The sequence below is a fragment of the Hyphomicrobium sp. MC8b genome, from assembly GCF_905067615.1.
Classification (GTDB): Bacteria; Pseudomonadota; Alphaproteobacteria; order Rhizobiales; family Hyphomicrobiaceae; genus Hyphomicrobium_B.
Window position 1 is genome coordinate 4,230,205 of sequence record NZ_LR898465.1, and the last position, 15,113, is coordinate 4,245,317.

The 15,113-nt window shown below is 57.3% G+C and carries 14 protein-coding genes; 2 read left to right on the forward strand and 12 right to left on the reverse strand.

All coding sequences use genetic code 11. The features are described from left to right. Nucleotides 1-13: 13 nt before the first annotated feature. Entirely contained in the window at nucleotides 14-1,261 is a 1,248-nt protein-coding gene (locus tag ACLB1Z_RS20245) for a hypothetical protein (RefSeq protein WP_409561450.1), read from the forward strand. Here ACLB1Z_RS20245 and ACLB1Z_RS20250 read toward each other — a convergent pair. The 12 genes from ACLB1Z_RS20250 to ACLB1Z_RS20305 all read right to left on the reverse strand — a co-directional run bounded on the left by ACLB1Z_RS20250 (nucleotide 1,258) and on the right by ACLB1Z_RS20305 (nucleotide 13,999). Beyond that, on the reverse strand, nucleotides 1,258-2,352 hold the full coding sequence (locus tag ACLB1Z_RS20250; protein ID WP_409561451.1) for a chemotaxis response regulator protein-glutamate methylesterase: 1,095 nt from the start codon (nucleotides 2,350-2,352) through the stop codon (nucleotides 1,258-1,260). The two genes, ACLB1Z_RS20245 and ACLB1Z_RS20250, sit on opposite strands and share 4 nt — an antisense overlap. Next, the gene (locus ACLB1Z_RS20255; RefSeq protein ID WP_409561452.1) at nucleotides 2,353-3,222 is read right to left on the reverse strand and encodes a CheR family methyltransferase; all 870 of its coding nucleotides are present in this window, start codon (nucleotides 3,220-3,222) and stop codon (nucleotides 2,353-2,355) included. Nucleotides 3,223-3,245: 23 nt separating this feature from the next. Then, the gene (locus ACLB1Z_RS20260) at nucleotides 3,246-3,731 is read right to left on the reverse strand and encodes a chemotaxis protein CheW (protein ID WP_409561453.1); all 486 of its coding nucleotides are present in this window, start codon (nucleotides 3,729-3,731) and stop codon (nucleotides 3,246-3,248) included. Beyond that, on the reverse strand, nucleotides 3,731-5,584 hold the full coding sequence (locus ACLB1Z_RS20265) for a methyl-accepting chemotaxis protein (protein ID WP_409561454.1): 1,854 nt from the start codon (nucleotides 5,582-5,584) through the stop codon (nucleotides 3,731-3,733). The genes ACLB1Z_RS20260 and ACLB1Z_RS20265 overlap by 1 nt, the downstream gene beginning before the upstream one ends. A 143-nt stretch (nucleotides 5,585-5,727) precedes the next feature. Beyond that, nucleotides 5,728-6,204 (reverse strand): chemotaxis protein CheW, encoded by a 477-nt coding sequence (locus tag ACLB1Z_RS20270; RefSeq protein WP_409561455.1) that lies wholly within the window; start codon nucleotides 6,202-6,204, stop codon nucleotides 5,728-5,730. A 34-nt stretch (nucleotides 6,205-6,238) separates the two neighbouring features. After that, nucleotides 6,239-8,215 carry a chemotaxis protein CheA gene (locus tag ACLB1Z_RS20275; protein ID WP_409561456.1) on the reverse strand — a complete coding sequence of 659 codons (1,977 nt, stop codon included), beginning with the start codon at nucleotides 8,213-8,215 and terminating at the stop codon, nucleotides 6,239-6,241. Next, nucleotides 8,212-8,580, reverse strand: coding sequence for a response regulator (locus tag ACLB1Z_RS20280; RefSeq protein WP_409561457.1), 369 nt, complete (start codon nucleotides 8,578-8,580; stop codon nucleotides 8,212-8,214). Before ACLB1Z_RS20280 ends, ACLB1Z_RS20275 begins: the two co-directional genes overlap by 4 nt. Nucleotide 8,581: 1 nt before the next feature. After that, a complete protein-coding gene (locus ACLB1Z_RS20285; protein WP_409561458.1) occupies nucleotides 8,582-8,899 on the reverse strand; it encodes a hypothetical protein in 318 nt (105 codons plus the stop codon). A gap of 767 nt (nucleotides 8,900-9,666) precedes the next feature. After that, entirely contained in the window at nucleotides 9,667-10,788 is a 1,122-nt protein-coding gene (locus ACLB1Z_RS20290) for an ABC-type transport auxiliary lipoprotein family protein (protein ID WP_409561459.1), read from the reverse strand. A gap of 9 nt (nucleotides 10,789-10,797) precedes the next feature. After that, entirely contained in the window at nucleotides 10,798-11,589 is a 792-nt protein-coding gene (locus ACLB1Z_RS20295; RefSeq protein WP_409563318.1) for an ABC transporter ATP-binding protein, read from the reverse strand. 5 nt (nucleotides 11,590-11,594) lie between these two features. Beyond that, entirely contained in the window at nucleotides 11,595-12,767 is a 1,173-nt protein-coding gene (locus ACLB1Z_RS20300; RefSeq protein WP_409561460.1) for an MlaE family lipid ABC transporter permease subunit, read from the reverse strand. A 449-nt stretch (nucleotides 12,768-13,216) separates the two neighbouring features. Continuing rightward, on the reverse strand, nucleotides 13,217-13,999 hold the full coding sequence (locus tag ACLB1Z_RS20305) for a VIT1/CCC1 transporter family protein (protein ID WP_409561461.1): 783 nt from the start codon (nucleotides 13,997-13,999) through the stop codon (nucleotides 13,217-13,219). Between ACLB1Z_RS20305 and ACLB1Z_RS20310 the strand changes: the two genes are divergently transcribed. After that, nucleotides 13,946-14,740, forward strand: coding sequence for a cytochrome-c peroxidase (locus ACLB1Z_RS20310; RefSeq protein WP_409561462.1), 795 nt, complete (start codon nucleotides 13,946-13,948; stop codon nucleotides 14,738-14,740). The genes ACLB1Z_RS20305 and ACLB1Z_RS20310 overlap by 54 nt on opposite strands. The last annotated feature ends 373 nt before the right edge of the window (nucleotides 14,741-15,113 follow it).

Here is a 15,113-nt window from a genome sequence, read left to right on the forward strand (position 1 = left end):
CTTTTCTCAGGAAATGCGGACCAGAATCGAGGTTGGCGGCACCGAACTCAATGACATCGATATGCGGCTCAACGGTCTGCTGGACCAGGTCCGCGCGGCGCTGAAACTTGAATCTGGCCTCGCCGAAGAAGTCTCCGCGATGGTTCCGGCTGTTCCCAATCATTTGGCGGACGATGCGACTGCGATCCGGGTGCATCAAAAGCAGATCGCCGACATGACCGGTGAAGCCTCTGCACTTGCGCAAAATATCCAGCTCAAGGTTGTCGATGCGCTATCTTCGCTTCAAATTGGAGATATATCGCGGCAGCGCATCGAGCACATTCAGAATGGGCTCAATCTCCTGACCGAAGCTGATTCTCGCTTAGCGCAAGACGGCCTTTCGGACGACGCGAGAGGGCGATTTACCCAATTCATCTGCCGTCTGCTCGCCGCGCAGCTCGCGGATACGGCCCAGGACTTCGAGCGCGATTCCCACGTGATGCTCGCGAACATGGCGGAAATGGCAGCCGATGCGCAATCTCTTTTGCGCCTCCAGCAAACGCAAGGTTCATCAGATAGCCATAACAATCTTCGATCTCTCGAGCGGAGCGTCGCTGATGCCGAGATCCTCGTCACAGACATGGAGCAAGCCGTCGCGGCAGCCAATGATGTCCGATCCGCGACAGCTCTGACGGTCGATGAGTTGCTGCGGCGTATCGATACGATCAAAAGCGTTCGCGAAGACGTGCAATTCATGGCACTCAACACGACGGTCAGCTGCTCGCGGATGGGCGACGCCGGAAAGCCGCTCCAGGTCATCGCCATCGAGCTGCGCCTCTACGCCAAAAAGCTCGATTCCATTGCCGATGTGACACTCGCGGCACTTCGTTCTCTCGGCGAGGACATGGCGCATTTGAACACGGACCGCGCGGAGACTAGCCCGAAATCCAAGCTCGAAGGCGCAGCCGCACGTTTGCGTGACGCTGCCGATCTTGCAGAGTCTCGGCTCGCGACAATCATGGGACAAGGAAAGGACGTCGTTGATTCCCTTGCGAAAGCCGAGACCGAATTGAATTTCGATACCGAACTCGGAAACGTCTTGTCGACTTCCGCGGCGTCACTTCAGTTGCTTGCCGGTGAAGAGGATATTGACGTCGCGGATATTCTTGATCCGCTGAAAAGCCTTCTCGATACCATCGCTGCGACCTACACGATGGCGAGAGAGCGAGACGTACACGCACATTGTTTGCCCGACGCGGCTGTCTCGGCGCGTGCCGCTTAGCTACGGCTTGCCGCTCGCAACACTTCGCTTGCTATCGCATTCAGGGGCACCACCTTAGCGGCTGCACCTCGTGCGATGGCCTCCTTCGGCATGCCGAAGACCACCGACGTCGCTTCGTCTTGGGCAATCGTGAAGGCGTTTGCGGCTTTCATTTCCTGGAGCCCGCGCGCACCATCGTCGCCCATGCCTGTCATGATGACGCCGATGGCATTGGAACCGGCCGATTGCGCGGCCGACCGAAACAGCACGTCGACCGACGGGCGATGGCGAGAAACCAGCGGGCCGCTCTTGACGGACACGAAATATCTCGCGCCCTGCCGTTCCAGCATCATATGTCTGTCGCCCGGCGCGATAAGGACGTGGCCGCGCAGCACGGCATCGCCGTCGGCCGCTTCCTTCACTTCGACGGCGCAGAGTGAATTCAGGCGTTTGGCAAAGGCCGCAGTAAATTTCTCCGGCATGTGCTGCACGATGACGATGCCCGGCGCGTTCGCGGGCATGGCTTCCAAGACGATGCGCAGCGATTCCGTTCCGCCGGTCGAAGCACCCATGCAGACGACCATTTCGGTCGTTTTCGCCATCGCGCGGCCGGACGGCGGCGGAAGCATCGCGTCCGCCGTCAGCTTCTTTTCCGGCCCTCCCATTCTGACTTCCATCGCATCGCGCGGCCGTCGTCCGCCGACCCGCGCCAAAGCCGCGCTTTTGACCACTTCGCAAATTCGAAGCGAGCTTTCGGCTAGATGATCGGCAACACCGATGCGTGGCTTCAAGATGATGTCGACAGCGCCTGCCTCCAACGCCTGCATCAGCGTTTCCGATCCTGCCTCGGTCAGCGAAGAGCACATGACGACCGGAACTGGCCGCTGCGCCATCAGCTTTCTGAGAAACGTAATGCCGTCCATACGCGGCATCTCGACATCGAGCGTGATGACGTCGGGTACCTCATCCTGGATACGACGCGCAGCGGCGATCGGGTCGGAGGCTGCACCCATGACTTCGATGTCCGGGTCCGAGCTCAACACCGCCGTCAGGGTCTGACGCACGCTTGCTGAGTCGTCGATAATCAGAACGCGTATTTTTTTTTGAGGCATCTATCGCGTCTTCTGGAAAATGGTATTTGCGACCTGTTTGACCGGAAGTGAAAATCCGCCAATGGATTCGGAATGACCAATGAACAGATAGCCGTTCGGCGCGAGACAATCGCAAAGCCGCGATAGAACGGCTTCCTGCACCTTTTTCTCGAAATAGATGAGCACATTTCGGCAGAAGATAACATCGACCGGTGCACCAATTGCGTAGCTATCGTCCATAAGGTTCAGCCGCGCGAAACCGATCTTCGATCTGAGCGAATGGTGCATGCGAACCTGCCGATCGCCGCGGACCGAACGCAGCACGTATTTCCGCGCCAAGACGGGGGGTACCGGATCCATCATCTCTTCGGGATAGATGCCGCGAACTGCGGTCGACAGAACCTCGGTGCTTAGATCCGTCGCGAGGATCGAATATCCTAGCCGATAGCTCTGCCTGAAGTCTTCAAGGATCATCGCCAACGTGTAGGGTTCGGCGCCGGTAGAGCAAGCCGCGCTCCAAACGCGAACCTCACCTTTGTCTCGCTGCATCATCGCCGGCAGAACATTTTCGACTAGGTAAGCGAAGTGGTTTGGTTCCCTAAAGAAATCAGTCTTGTTCGTCGTCGCGACGTCGATCAGATGAATGGCTTCGGACTCGATGCCATCTTCATCAAAAAGGAAGTGACAATAACTGTCGAACGAGTCGTGGCCGGTGACGCGCAAGCGCCGCCGGAGCCGTCCCTCAAGCATCGTCACTTTGGTCGGCGGCATGCGGATGCCGCTATACCCATTTATGAAACGTGCTAAGCGATCGAAGTTGCGCTTGCTCAGGTTATCGTTGCGCAGCCGCGTATCTTGCCCGCGGTCGACGCTGTGGCTTAGAGAAGTCATACCAAAAGCTCCGTAGACCTTGGTTACGCTGCGGCCGCAGTTTGCGAAAGCATCGCCGACTCCGATGACGAGAACAGTTTTGGCAGATCGATCAGCACGACGAATCCTTCGGGGCGCTGGACCACACCGGCGATGTAGTCCGAGCGCCAGCGAACGCCGATGTCCGGCGCCGCTTCGATCTGATTGCTGTGGAAGGGCGTTACTTCAAAGACCCGATCCGCCACAAGACCCAGGCATAGAACTCGCCCCGCAAGCGCCACATCCAAAACGAGGATGCGCGTGTGCGGCGTCGGCTCCGTCGGTGCCAGCCCGAGACGCTGGCGCAGATCTATAGTCGGTACGCCTTGGCCCCGAACGTCGGTGAGGCCAAGGAGATAGTCGGGACCGTGCGGAATCCTGAATGCCTTTCGGTAATCCAGGATCTCCCGCACTTCCGTAACGGGGACCGCGAAGACTTCGTCGGCCAAGCTAAACGTCACGTATTGAGCTTCGGACCCAGCGCTCGTCATCACGCCGACTCCCGGAAGTTTGCATCGTCCGCGTCAGGGCCACCCGTGCTCAAGTCCAGGGCAAAGCCCTTCACACGCGACTGAAGTTCGGCAACTGTATTGCGCGGCGCAGACGACGTCGCTTTCTTCTCAGCGGAAGCTTTGGCGAGCGCTTTCTGAGCGGCCGACGGCTTCGCCGATGTGATCCGCTTGGCGGGCACCGAGCGGACGTTCGCAGACTCGGACGAGCGGTTCGAGTCGTCGGTCCGGAAGAACGCGATGCTCTGCTGAAGCTCTTCAGCCTGCGCCGCCAATTCTTCAGAGGTCGCCGACATTTCTTCCGATGCACCGGCGTTCTGCTGCGTGACCTTATCGAGCTGCTGGATCGCTTCATTGATCTGCGAAGCACCGATGTCCTGTTCACGGCACGCGGCGCTGATCTCAGCAACGAGTTCCGCCGTTTTACGGATATCCGGAACCAAGCGTGTCAGCATTTCGCCAGCTTCCTGCGCCGCTTTCACGGTGTCGCCGGACACCGATCCGATCTCCGCGGCCGCCGTCTGGCTCCGTTCCGCAAGCTTGCGCACTTCGGACGCAACAACTGCGAAGCCCTTACCGTGCTCCCCAGCGCGCGCGGCTTCGACCGCTGCGTTGAGAGCCAGAAGATCGGTCTGACGAGCGATTTCCTGAACGATACCGATCTTTTCAGCGATGGTGCGCATCGCATTGACCGCACGGGTTACCGCGTCGCCGCTGGCCTCAGCGTCCTTCGACGATTGGCGCGCAATCTTCTCGGTCTGGGCGGCGTTGTCGGCGTTCTGCTTGATGTTCGCCGCCATTTCTTCCATCGACGCCGATGCTTCCTCCGCCGCAGAGGCCTGTTCGGTTGCGCCCTGGGAGACTTGTTCCGACGCCGAAGAGAGCTGCTGGCTGCCAGCCGAAACGTTCCTCGACGCGACGATCGCATCCGACACGACGCCGCGCAGACGTTCGACCATGCTTTCGAGAGCATGGCCCAGCGTGTCCTTGTCCGACAGCGGCTTTGGCTGCACCGTCAGATCACCGCCGGCGATCTGATTTGCGATACCCGCAGTTTCACGAAGGTTTGCGGTCATGCGCGTCATCGCATCGATGAGGTCTTTGATCTCATCGTTGGTCGCGACGGTGACATTTTGATCAAGGTCGCCGATCGAGACGGCTTCCGCGAGCTGGACGCCCTTGCTCAGTCCACGAGAGACACCGAGAGAAATCCAAATACCTGCGCTGGCCGACAGCAGGAAGATGAATGCAGCGGTCGCAAGAAGCACCATGCGTGCTGTCTGATATTCTGATTGAGCTTCGCCAGCGATTTGCGTCATATCGCGGTCGCCAATGTCCTGGATGGCGTTAATGATCGCAAAGGCTGCCTTCGCTTTGTTGCGGGCTTCACCCGCAGAGATCGCAAGGGCTTTGGCGCGAGATTCTGACGTATTTTCCGCTGCGAATTGCAGCGCCTGTTCCTGCACCGGAACCCATTCCCGCCATGCTGCGTCGAATTGAGCGAGTTTTTCTTTGACCTCCGGCCCAGCTACGCGCTTGACCTGCTCCGCGGCATCCAAGACCTTCTGGCGATATTTATTGAGCTCTTCGCGCATTGCCGCGAGCTTCTGAAGGTCCGTTTCGGCAATGATATTCTTTTCGGCGCGGATCATATAGAGGGCACTAATCTCTATGTCGTCGGCATGCTGGACTTGCGCCGCCGGGCCTTCGACGATCTGTGTAACCTGCGAATTGAGAAGCGATAGCTGGTATATGCCCAGACCTGCCATAACGCATGACAGCAGGGTCACGATTGTAAAAGCAACGGCGAGCTTGGTCTTGATCGTAAATCGCATCGAACTGCCCCTTGGCTTGGGAAAACCTTGCGGCTTTCCCCTCATACTTCATGAACGGATTGCGATAGCTTCACCGCTGCTATCGAACGGAACTCGTCATGAGTCTTGCCGGCGCTTCCATGCGCAGGGCCTTCCAATACGGCTCAAGCGACTGCTTTGAGCGATCCTCCCGTCGTTTCCGAATGGATCGAGAAAATATTCTGAAGATCAGGAAGTACGATGAACTCGCCTCCCTGCTTGACGACGCATTTCACGTATTCAGATCGCCAGCGCATGCCCACGCTCGGCGGCGGCTCGCTGCGGCAAAGATCAAGTGTCGTAACTTCGTTCACGCGGTCGGTCCGAAGTCCGATGAAGCTCGCGACACCATCGATATCGAGTTCGATCACGACAGTACGACTGTCGATCGTCTGCGGTCCGGCTTCCATTGCGAATGCGATATGCAGATTCGCGAGGGGGATGACTTTGCCGCGGAAGTTTATGACGCCGCCGACCAGCTTTGAAGCCGTCGGCACAATCGTCACGATCGGCATGTCCATGATCTCGCGGACAATGCTTGCCTCCAAGGCAAACGTCTCGTCTTGGAGATCGAACGTCAGTACTTCAATTTCTTGCGTCATAGCCGAATGCCTTCGTCGTTATGGTCGGACGTGCTCAACCGGCCTTGCGCAGCTGCGCCTCGGCCATTTGCCCAGTCGCCACCAGATGCGCGATATCGAGAATGAGCGCGACCGAGCCGTCGCCGAGGATCGTCGCGCCAGAAAACATCGCGACGTCTTCGTGCAGCTTCGACATGGCCTTGATCACAGTCTGATGGTCACCGATGATCTGGTCGACGACCAATCCGACGCGCTCGGCCCCAGTCGAAACGACCACGATTTTCTGGAATTGGTCCGGCTGTGTTCCTGTCTGGAAAATTTCGCGAAGCCTGAGGAACGGAACGAGAGTGTCACGCAGCGAGATAAAGCTTCGACCTCGCGAGCGCAGATCCTGCTCGACCGGCAATTCGAGACATTCCTCGACCGCGGATAGCGGAATGACATAGCGTCCCGTGCCGACTCGAACCAAAAGGCCGTCGATGATAGCAAGCGTCAACGGGATGCGCAGCGAGATACGCGAGCCTGCGCCCGGCTCGCTGCTGAGATCGATAGATCCGCGCAGCGCTTCCACCGTCCGCTTGACGACGTCCATGCCAACTCCGCGGCCGGATAGGTTGGTGACAGCTTGCGCGGTCGAGAAGCCGGGTTGGAAGATCATTTGCAGCAGATCGTGATCACCGATGTGGGCACCCGGCATAATCAAGCCTTGCGCTTCGGCCTTGGCTCGAACGCGCACCCGGTCGATGCCGGCACCATCGTCCGTGATGGAAATAATGACTTCGCCGCCTGCATGGCGCGCCGCGAGACTGATTTTACCTGCTTCCGGTTTTCCGGCCGCCTTGCGTTTTTCCGGCGTTTCGAGACCGTGATCGACGGAGTTTCTGACGAGATGCACGAGCGGGTCCGCCAGCCGCTCGATAACGGTCTTGTCTACTTCAGTTCCTTCGCCTTCGGTCGTCAGGTCGATCGTCTTGCCCGTCTCGCGTGCGAGATCATGCACGAGGCGACGGAAGCGGCCGAACAGGGTTCCGACGGGAACCATGCGAAGCACCATCATCGTATCGCGCAGCTCGTTGGAGAGCCGCTCTATGTCTTCTGAGACGGCACGCAGATTGAGGTCCGGGCTAGCGGCGGCAATCTGGCTGAGACGCGATTGCGCGATGACGAGTTCACCGACACGATCCATGAGCTCATCCAGCCGTTCAGCAGGAACGCGAACGCTTTCAGAGCTTTTGGCTGCCTGGCGCGTATCGGCAACGGTCGACGGCCGCTGCTTATCCGTCTGCGACGCATCGGAGGATGGTGCGGCATCGCTGGACATTTCCGGCTGAACCGGTTCGCTGCCTTTGTCTGCTTCGACCTGACGAATATCGAGCTTCATATCATCGATAATGAACATGAAGACGTCTTCGATATCCGTCCGCGGCTTATCGGTGAGAAGTTTGACGTTCCACGTGATGTAGCACTCGTTCGCAACCAGCGCGTCGAGAGCCGGGATTTCCGAAATATCCGCCGCAACGCTACACTCGCCGAGATCGCGCATTTCGGCCAGAAGCGCCAGCGGGTTGCAACCGTTGACCAACGCATTCGGCGGCAGCGAGAAATTAATCTCCCAAGACGTTTTCTCGGGTTCTTCCGGAGGCGGAGCATGTCCTGCCATCTTCACTTCCTGCTCCAGGCGGAGGAGCAGTTCCTGGCCTGTCGCCTCGCTAGCTGTTTCGGCTCCTTCGAGCAAAGCCCGCATGTGATCTTGCGCAGCCAGAACAACCGAGACGAGGTTCGCCGTAGCCGTGACCTCACCCTTGCGGACCTGATCGAATGCCGATTCACAATGGTGCGTGAACGATGCAAGTGCATCGAATCCGAACATGGCGCCAGAGCCCTTCAGGGTGTGAAGGCTGCGAAAAACATCATCGACGAGCGCGCGATCACCGGGCTTCCTCGACAAATCGAGCAAGCCAAGCTCAATGCGATCCAAAAGCTCGTCCGCCTCCGCGCGAAATGTTGCAATTGCATCCGTATTCGACGTCATTGTCCGAGCACCTTCTTGACGATTTTCAGAAGGTTGTCGGCTTGAAAGGGCTTCGTCAGCCAGCCAGTGGCACCTGCAGACTTGGCTCGTTGTTTGAGTGCTGCGTCGGATTCCGTGGTGAGAAAAATGATCGGCACACCGCTGTGCGCCGGGATTTTGCGTAGCTCCTCGATCATCGTCAGACCGTCCATGATGGGCATGTTCAAGTCAGTGATGATGAGGTCGAACTTTCCAGCATTGGCTTTCTTAATACCATCTGCCCCGTCAACCGCCTCGCTGACCTGATAACCGGCCCCTGTCAGCGCCACCTTGATCGCGACTCGTATACTTGATGAATCGTCTACCGTGAGAATTGACGCGGACATTTCAGGCTCCCTCGTGCAACCAGAACCGGCGATTTTCAGCCGACATTTCAGCGAGCAGTCCCGCTCGATCCATCAGGCTCAAAGCACGCCCGGAAATCGGAGCGGCGAGCGATAATTGCTTGGAGGCGCCCTGCGCATAGAGCCGCGCGGCGACGATGAGTTGGATTCCGGCAATGTCGATGTCGGACTCCTCGGAGATCAGGAGGTCGAGTGATTCGCTATCGTTTATGGAGTTCAGAATTGCGTTTTTCGCATCGCTGACCGTTCGAATTGTCAACAGACCGGAAATATCCAGCGTCGAATTGCAATTTTCGCTCATTTCCCCCCGGAGTGCTGCCGCAGCAAAAACTCCGCCCCGCTTTCATGACTTACTGAACGACAATAAGCCTAGGCCATTATATGTAGGCGAGGTGTTAATGATGGCCTAACGCCAAAAATATCGGATTGAAACTAAAGGCCAATATCGTATTTGAAAAATATTCGGACCGCGCAGCTCCCAATTTGCCATCAATATTTCAAATTCGGCTGGCCTGTTTTCAATATAATAATGGAAAATTTTTTTCCTTATGGGAAGGGGCGCCTTCGTTCGCTGCGTGACATCCACCTGCCATTCGAAGAAAAAGGCCATTCCGCATACGCGCGAGTTGCATCGTCTATAAAATCAGCACAAATCGGCCTCTCCCGCTTCTTAAATCGCTGAGCTGACGAGTTGCCCAAACTGGACAAGCAGGTTTCCAGGAAAGGGCTCGGAGATTGCCGATTATATAGAAATGGGATTCGTGTGGTGTCTGTTGGATTCAGGGGGACGCATTCAGCGACGCACAATCGGGCAGACGGTATTTCTCATCAATCGCCGCGGCCCTGTGCGGGATCGGCGATCTGCGGTTGGCTGAATATGGTGCTTGGCATTGCCGCGATACTGAATTTTCTAAATCGCTATAGCGCTCGATAGTGAGCGCTATAACGTCGCAAGTTCGCATAATTCTTATCGCCGATTCCGATCACACTCGGATCAGATGGGCAGTCGAGCGGCGTCGACTAAATCTCGTTTAGCTCGGGCGCGAGAATGAAGTCGCGCTGCTGCGCTCAGGCGACGCTGCAGACCCAGACGACAAGTTCGGACGCGACCTTGTCGAACGCTTGATTGAGTGCCGCCGATATTCCAGCCTGATCGGTGATCGTCGCCGGTACGCTCGCTTTAAATATGCGTGCGCCTAGGATCTGTCCGTTTTTGCCGACGACCTTTGCTGAGAATGCTATCTCGGCCGATGGCGTGTCCGAGGCCACGATCTCGAAGTTACGCAAATCCAAGATGAGCTGATAATCGACTTCGAGCGTGTCCGGCTGGCGTCCAAGGACCTTCAGGTATCCGGCATTTTCAAAGCTCTGCACGACGCGCGATTGCACGACCCGGCTTAAAGTATCCGGCCACCGGGCGGCGATTGCGTTCGAGCGCTCGCCCGCTGGCGTCATGATTGCGACCTGATCATTGAAGACACTGCCCACGATATCTGGTTCCGGCACGACGAGTTGGCCCTCGGGAATCTTGCCGAGGCCCGGAAATTTTTTGGGAGCTTCGAGATCGACAATGGGTGCGTCGGCTTTCTTGCCACCACCTGTCATCTTCTCCAGACCGGACAGAATGCCATCGACCTTATCGGAGTTCTTCGCGAGCGATGCCGAAAACGTGTTGATGTTCGCGACCAGCGATTTGAAGGGCTCGCGATTTTCATCAATGACGGCACCGATCCGATGAAGGATATCTCGCGCCGATTCCGTGAGACTTTGCGTGTCGTTTGGATCGACGGTAAGGAGTGGCGGCTGCCGGTCGATTGATGTGACGGGGGGTGCATCGGGTGCGCCGCCGCGCAATGCCAGGACGGGCGAGCTGGTAAGGCCTTGAAATTCTATACCGACCTTCGTGTCGGAACGAACGGGCGTCGTACTGTCAACGGAGATCAGAGCCGTGACCTGCTTGGGATGGTCGGCTGCCAACTCGAGCGCGACAACTTCGCCGACGCGGATACCATTGAAGAGAACCGCCGAACCTCTGAGAAGTCCAGACACCGGTGTCTCGAAACGTGCGCGGTAAAGCGCCTGCTGGGCCAAGCCGCCTGCGTGGTTGAGCCAGTAGACAAATACGAACGCCGCCGCGACAGTCGCGAGGGTGAAGAGTCCGATCAGCGTGTATCGCGCGCGAATTTCCATAACGGCGTCTCAACCAGATGACTGTTGGCGTGAAGATTCCAGCATGCGTCCGCGTTGGCCACGGAAGTACGATTTAACCCAAGGGTGCTCACTCGCGAGCATTGCCGAGAGTGGACCGTCGGCGACGATCTTGCCATCCGCCAATACGGCGATGCGATCGCACACTGTGTGTAAGCTGTTGAGGTCATGCGTGATCATGAACACGGTCAGGCCAAGGGTCTGCTGCAGCGTTCGGATCAGCGAGTCGAAATCACCCGCCGATATGGGGTCGAGGCCTGACGTCGGCTCGTCGAGAAAAACGACCTCGGGATCGAGTGCAAGCGCGCGAGCCATGGCGACGCGTTTCGTCATGCCGCCCGAAAGCTCCGACGGCAGCTTGTTGGCGTCGAGCCGGGACAGTCCAACCATCGCGAGCTTGGTCGCCGCGATCTCATCGAGTAAATCCTCCGGCAAGTGCAGGAACTCGCGCATCGGAAACTGCACGTTTTGCATTACGGTGAGCGACGAATACAGCGCGCCGTTTTGAAAGAGGATGCCGCATCGCCGCTGCAGCGCACGGTGGGTCTCATCGTCGACGTGGTCAACATCATGTCCGAAAACTTCGATTGATCCCGACTGTTTCGGCAACAGGCCGATAATGGTGCGCAACAGGACGGATTTGCCGCTGCCTGAGCCGCCGACGAGGCCAAGAATTTCCCCGGGACGGACGTCGAGAGACAGATGATCCAGGACCATTCGGTCTCGGAACCCGACGGCCAGGTCACGAACGCTAATGACGGGCACTTTGCCCGGAGAGGCCATTCTCATCACATACCGATCGATGCAAAAAAGACAGCGAACAGACCGTCAAGGACGATGACGAGAAAGATCGAGGTCACAACCGATGCCGTCGTACGAAGCCCGAGGGATTCGGCGCTCCCTCCAACCTTCAGGCCTTCCGTACACGCCACGATGCCGATCACGAACGCCATGAACGGCGCTTTGATCATGCCGACCTTGAAGTGCGTCATCGAGATCGCTTCCTTCAAGCGGGCGACATAAATTTCGGGGCTCATTCCGCCATATAGCCACGCTACAAGCTCGCCACCGTAAAGGGCCGACATCGAGCCGATGAAGGTCAGCAGCGGAAGCGCAATGACGAGCGCGACAATGCGAGGAAGAATGAGCACGTCGACCGGATCGAAGCCCATGGTTCTGAGCGCGTCGATTTCCTCGCGCATCTTCATCGAGCCGAGTTCGGCAGTGTAAGAGCTGCCAGATCGCCCCGCCACCATGATTGCGACGATGAGAACGCCGATTTCACGAAGAACAAGAATGCCGACCATATCGACGACATAGTCGTCGGCGCCAAACTTTCTGAAATGAAAGAAGCCCTGCTGGGCAATGATGCTGCCGATCAAAAAGGTAATCAGAAAAATGATCGGGATCGCCTGCCAGCCGACGCGGTCGAGCTGATGGACCGTCGATGTGAAGCGAAACGTTGAAGGCTTCAGGATCGCCCGAAAGGCCGCAGCGCAGACCGCACCGATCATGTTAAGCAGAAGCACGAAGCCCCGGCCATAGTTGGCCATCCCTTGGCCGATGGCAGCGAGGCCCGTAAATTCCTTGCGCGGCTGTGAGGGAACCTTATCGGCAAGTTCGGCCGCCTGCTCCACGGCCCGGAACAGTCCAGCATATTGTTCCGGCAGAGCCGAGATCTTGAGTTTGCCGCCGCGCGCGCTGAGTTCGCGCTGAAGGCGCGAAATTTCCCATGCGCCGTAGGTATCGATCCGCTCGATACCGCTCATATCCAGCGTCACGTTCCCCAGAGAGGGGCGGGCGAGAACCGCGCTGATCAAGCCATCCAGGCTGGCCGCATTCGGCGCCGTCCATTGGTCGGATGCCGCGAGCATGGTGATCTGGTCCGCAGTGCTTACCGCCAACAGACGCACGGAAGATGCGCCGTCGACCACTCCCTCGTCCGCTTTTTCATCAACCATGCGAAGCTATCTGCAGTTTGGTTTTTCGAATGCGTTCGGCGATTGCCGTTTTTGGTGGCAGCCTTGACGTATCGAAGGCAACATAAAAATCTCATCGCCGAGCCCGTTGATACGAGTCAATTCGCAGGATTCGTATGGCACTTGAGTTGTGCAGAGGCTGGCGCGCCTTTTGCGCGAATGGCGAAAACAAAGCATAAGTTCTTAATATGGCTGCTGCGATGGCCGGGCGAGGGGGGTTGCAACTCTGATGTCGGGGACGACAAAGTGCTAAATAGTTCAGCGGTTCCAAAGCACTTGGTGGAGCCGAGGGGAAGCTACTTATCGGCTCATTTCTACCATTAAAACCAGCAACTTAAGATGTCTTCATCGCATCAAGGTAGACCTCTCCTGTGACCAAATTACAACGTCTTCTTCTTTGGGACGATCGACATCTGGTTATTCCGGGCCGTTCATATCCTGACAGCGTCTCCGCCCCTCTCGGACGTATTCCCGTCAGAGCAGGCTCCAAGACGGTCGCGGCTGGACAAGCGCAATTGATTGCACAACGATAATCTCGATACGTGAATTGCACCGGCTTGTCGGCTGCCAGACTTAAGACGACACGATCTGGGTTTGCAAATGCGATGCACTTGATGCTTAGCGCAATGTCTGACGCCGAAGAACTTCCCAATCCCGGCCGTAACGGCCATAGCAAAGATCCCCCAGCCGACGACGCGAAGGAGCGAGGCACTAATTGGTGCGCCACCGACTCTTGCTCCGAGATAGCCCAGAAGAGCCAGCGTGAGAACCGTCACCGAAAGAACGACTGGAATGATAAGCCTCCGGCGCGAGCGATGCGGCCAGTAACGGCATCCCGCCCACCACCGTGAAAGTGGCGCCGGACGCAAAAGCCGCCTGAATGAGTGAGCTCTTTGGCAACCAGTTTGGCCGTGTCGTGAGACAGGCCTCGATGCTGATAAATTGCGACGAGCTCCGCGTATTCGACATCGATCGCTTTCAATCGCCTGCTTTTCGCGCGCGATATCTGCTCGCTCGATATCGGACTGCGAGGAAACAGAAACGTACTCTCCGGCTGCCATGGACATTGCGCCTGGTGTGACACCAGCAATTCCGGCAATTGCAACAGCCTGAGCCGATGGATTTGCCGCCGCGACTCCGACCAACAGCTGGCAAGCGCTGTGGTCGTGATCGCGGCGGATGCGGCCGATGACCCTCTCATGAAGCAGGTCCAAGCAACCTTCGAACCTATCCCGCTTACCCCTCCAACGATTAAAGGGATTGCCTCGACGCCCGCGATGGTGAACCTCGGCAAAGCTCTCTATTTCGATCCGCGTCTTTCACAAAGTCATAACATTAGTTGCAATACCTGCCATCAAATAGGGCTTGGAGGCGTCGACATGCTTCCAAACTCGATTGGGCACAAATGGCAACACGGCGGCCGAAACGCGCCCACGGCGTTGAATGCGGTATTCAACGTCGCCCAATTTTGGGATGGCCGCGCGGCTGATTTGAAAGCCCAGGCTGGTGGGCCGATTCAAAATCCCATCGAGATGGGCATCACTCACGAGCACGCCATTCAAATGTTGAAAGGCATCCCGGGATACAGCAAGCTTTTTGAAGTAGCCTTCGCGAAAGACAGCGATCCTATCACGATGGCAAATGCCGCGACCGCGATAGCAGCCTTCGAAGCGACGCTAATCACGCCCAATGCCCCGTTCGACAAGTACTTGCGGGGCGATCAAGCAGCTCTGACTCCGGAGCAAAGAAATGGTTTGCAGCTGTTCATGGATAAAGGCTGCTCGTCCTGTCATGCCGGCATAAACGTTGGAGGACAAATGTACGCGCCGTTCGGAGTGGTTGAAAAACCTGGCGCGGATTTCCTGCCGCCAGATGATAAGGGGCGCTTCCAAGTCACGCACACGGTCAGTGATGAATATGTTTCCGCGTCCCTCCGCTCCGCAACATCACCTTGACACCCCTATACTTCCATACAGGAAAATCGTGGGATCTTCGTCAAGGTGTTGCCGTCATGGGAACAAGCCAACTCGGGCAACACCTAACGGACGCGGAAATTAGCAATATCACATCATTCCTGGAATCGCTGACCGGCCAGTAACCCAACGTCACTTACCCAATACTCCCGCCCAGTGGTGTGGAAACACCCAGACCGCAGCCATAAGAATCAGAACTGGAGAACGTCCAGCCGCTCTCAAAAACTCCGACGTGAGGTCATAGCGGCGGAGTGAGCACTCTTTTCCACGGCCGTTTCGACGAGGCAGAGCGCCCACGGATTGCGCACGATCAAATAGCCCGCTTCAAAAACTCTGCTACTTATCTCCTAAAATG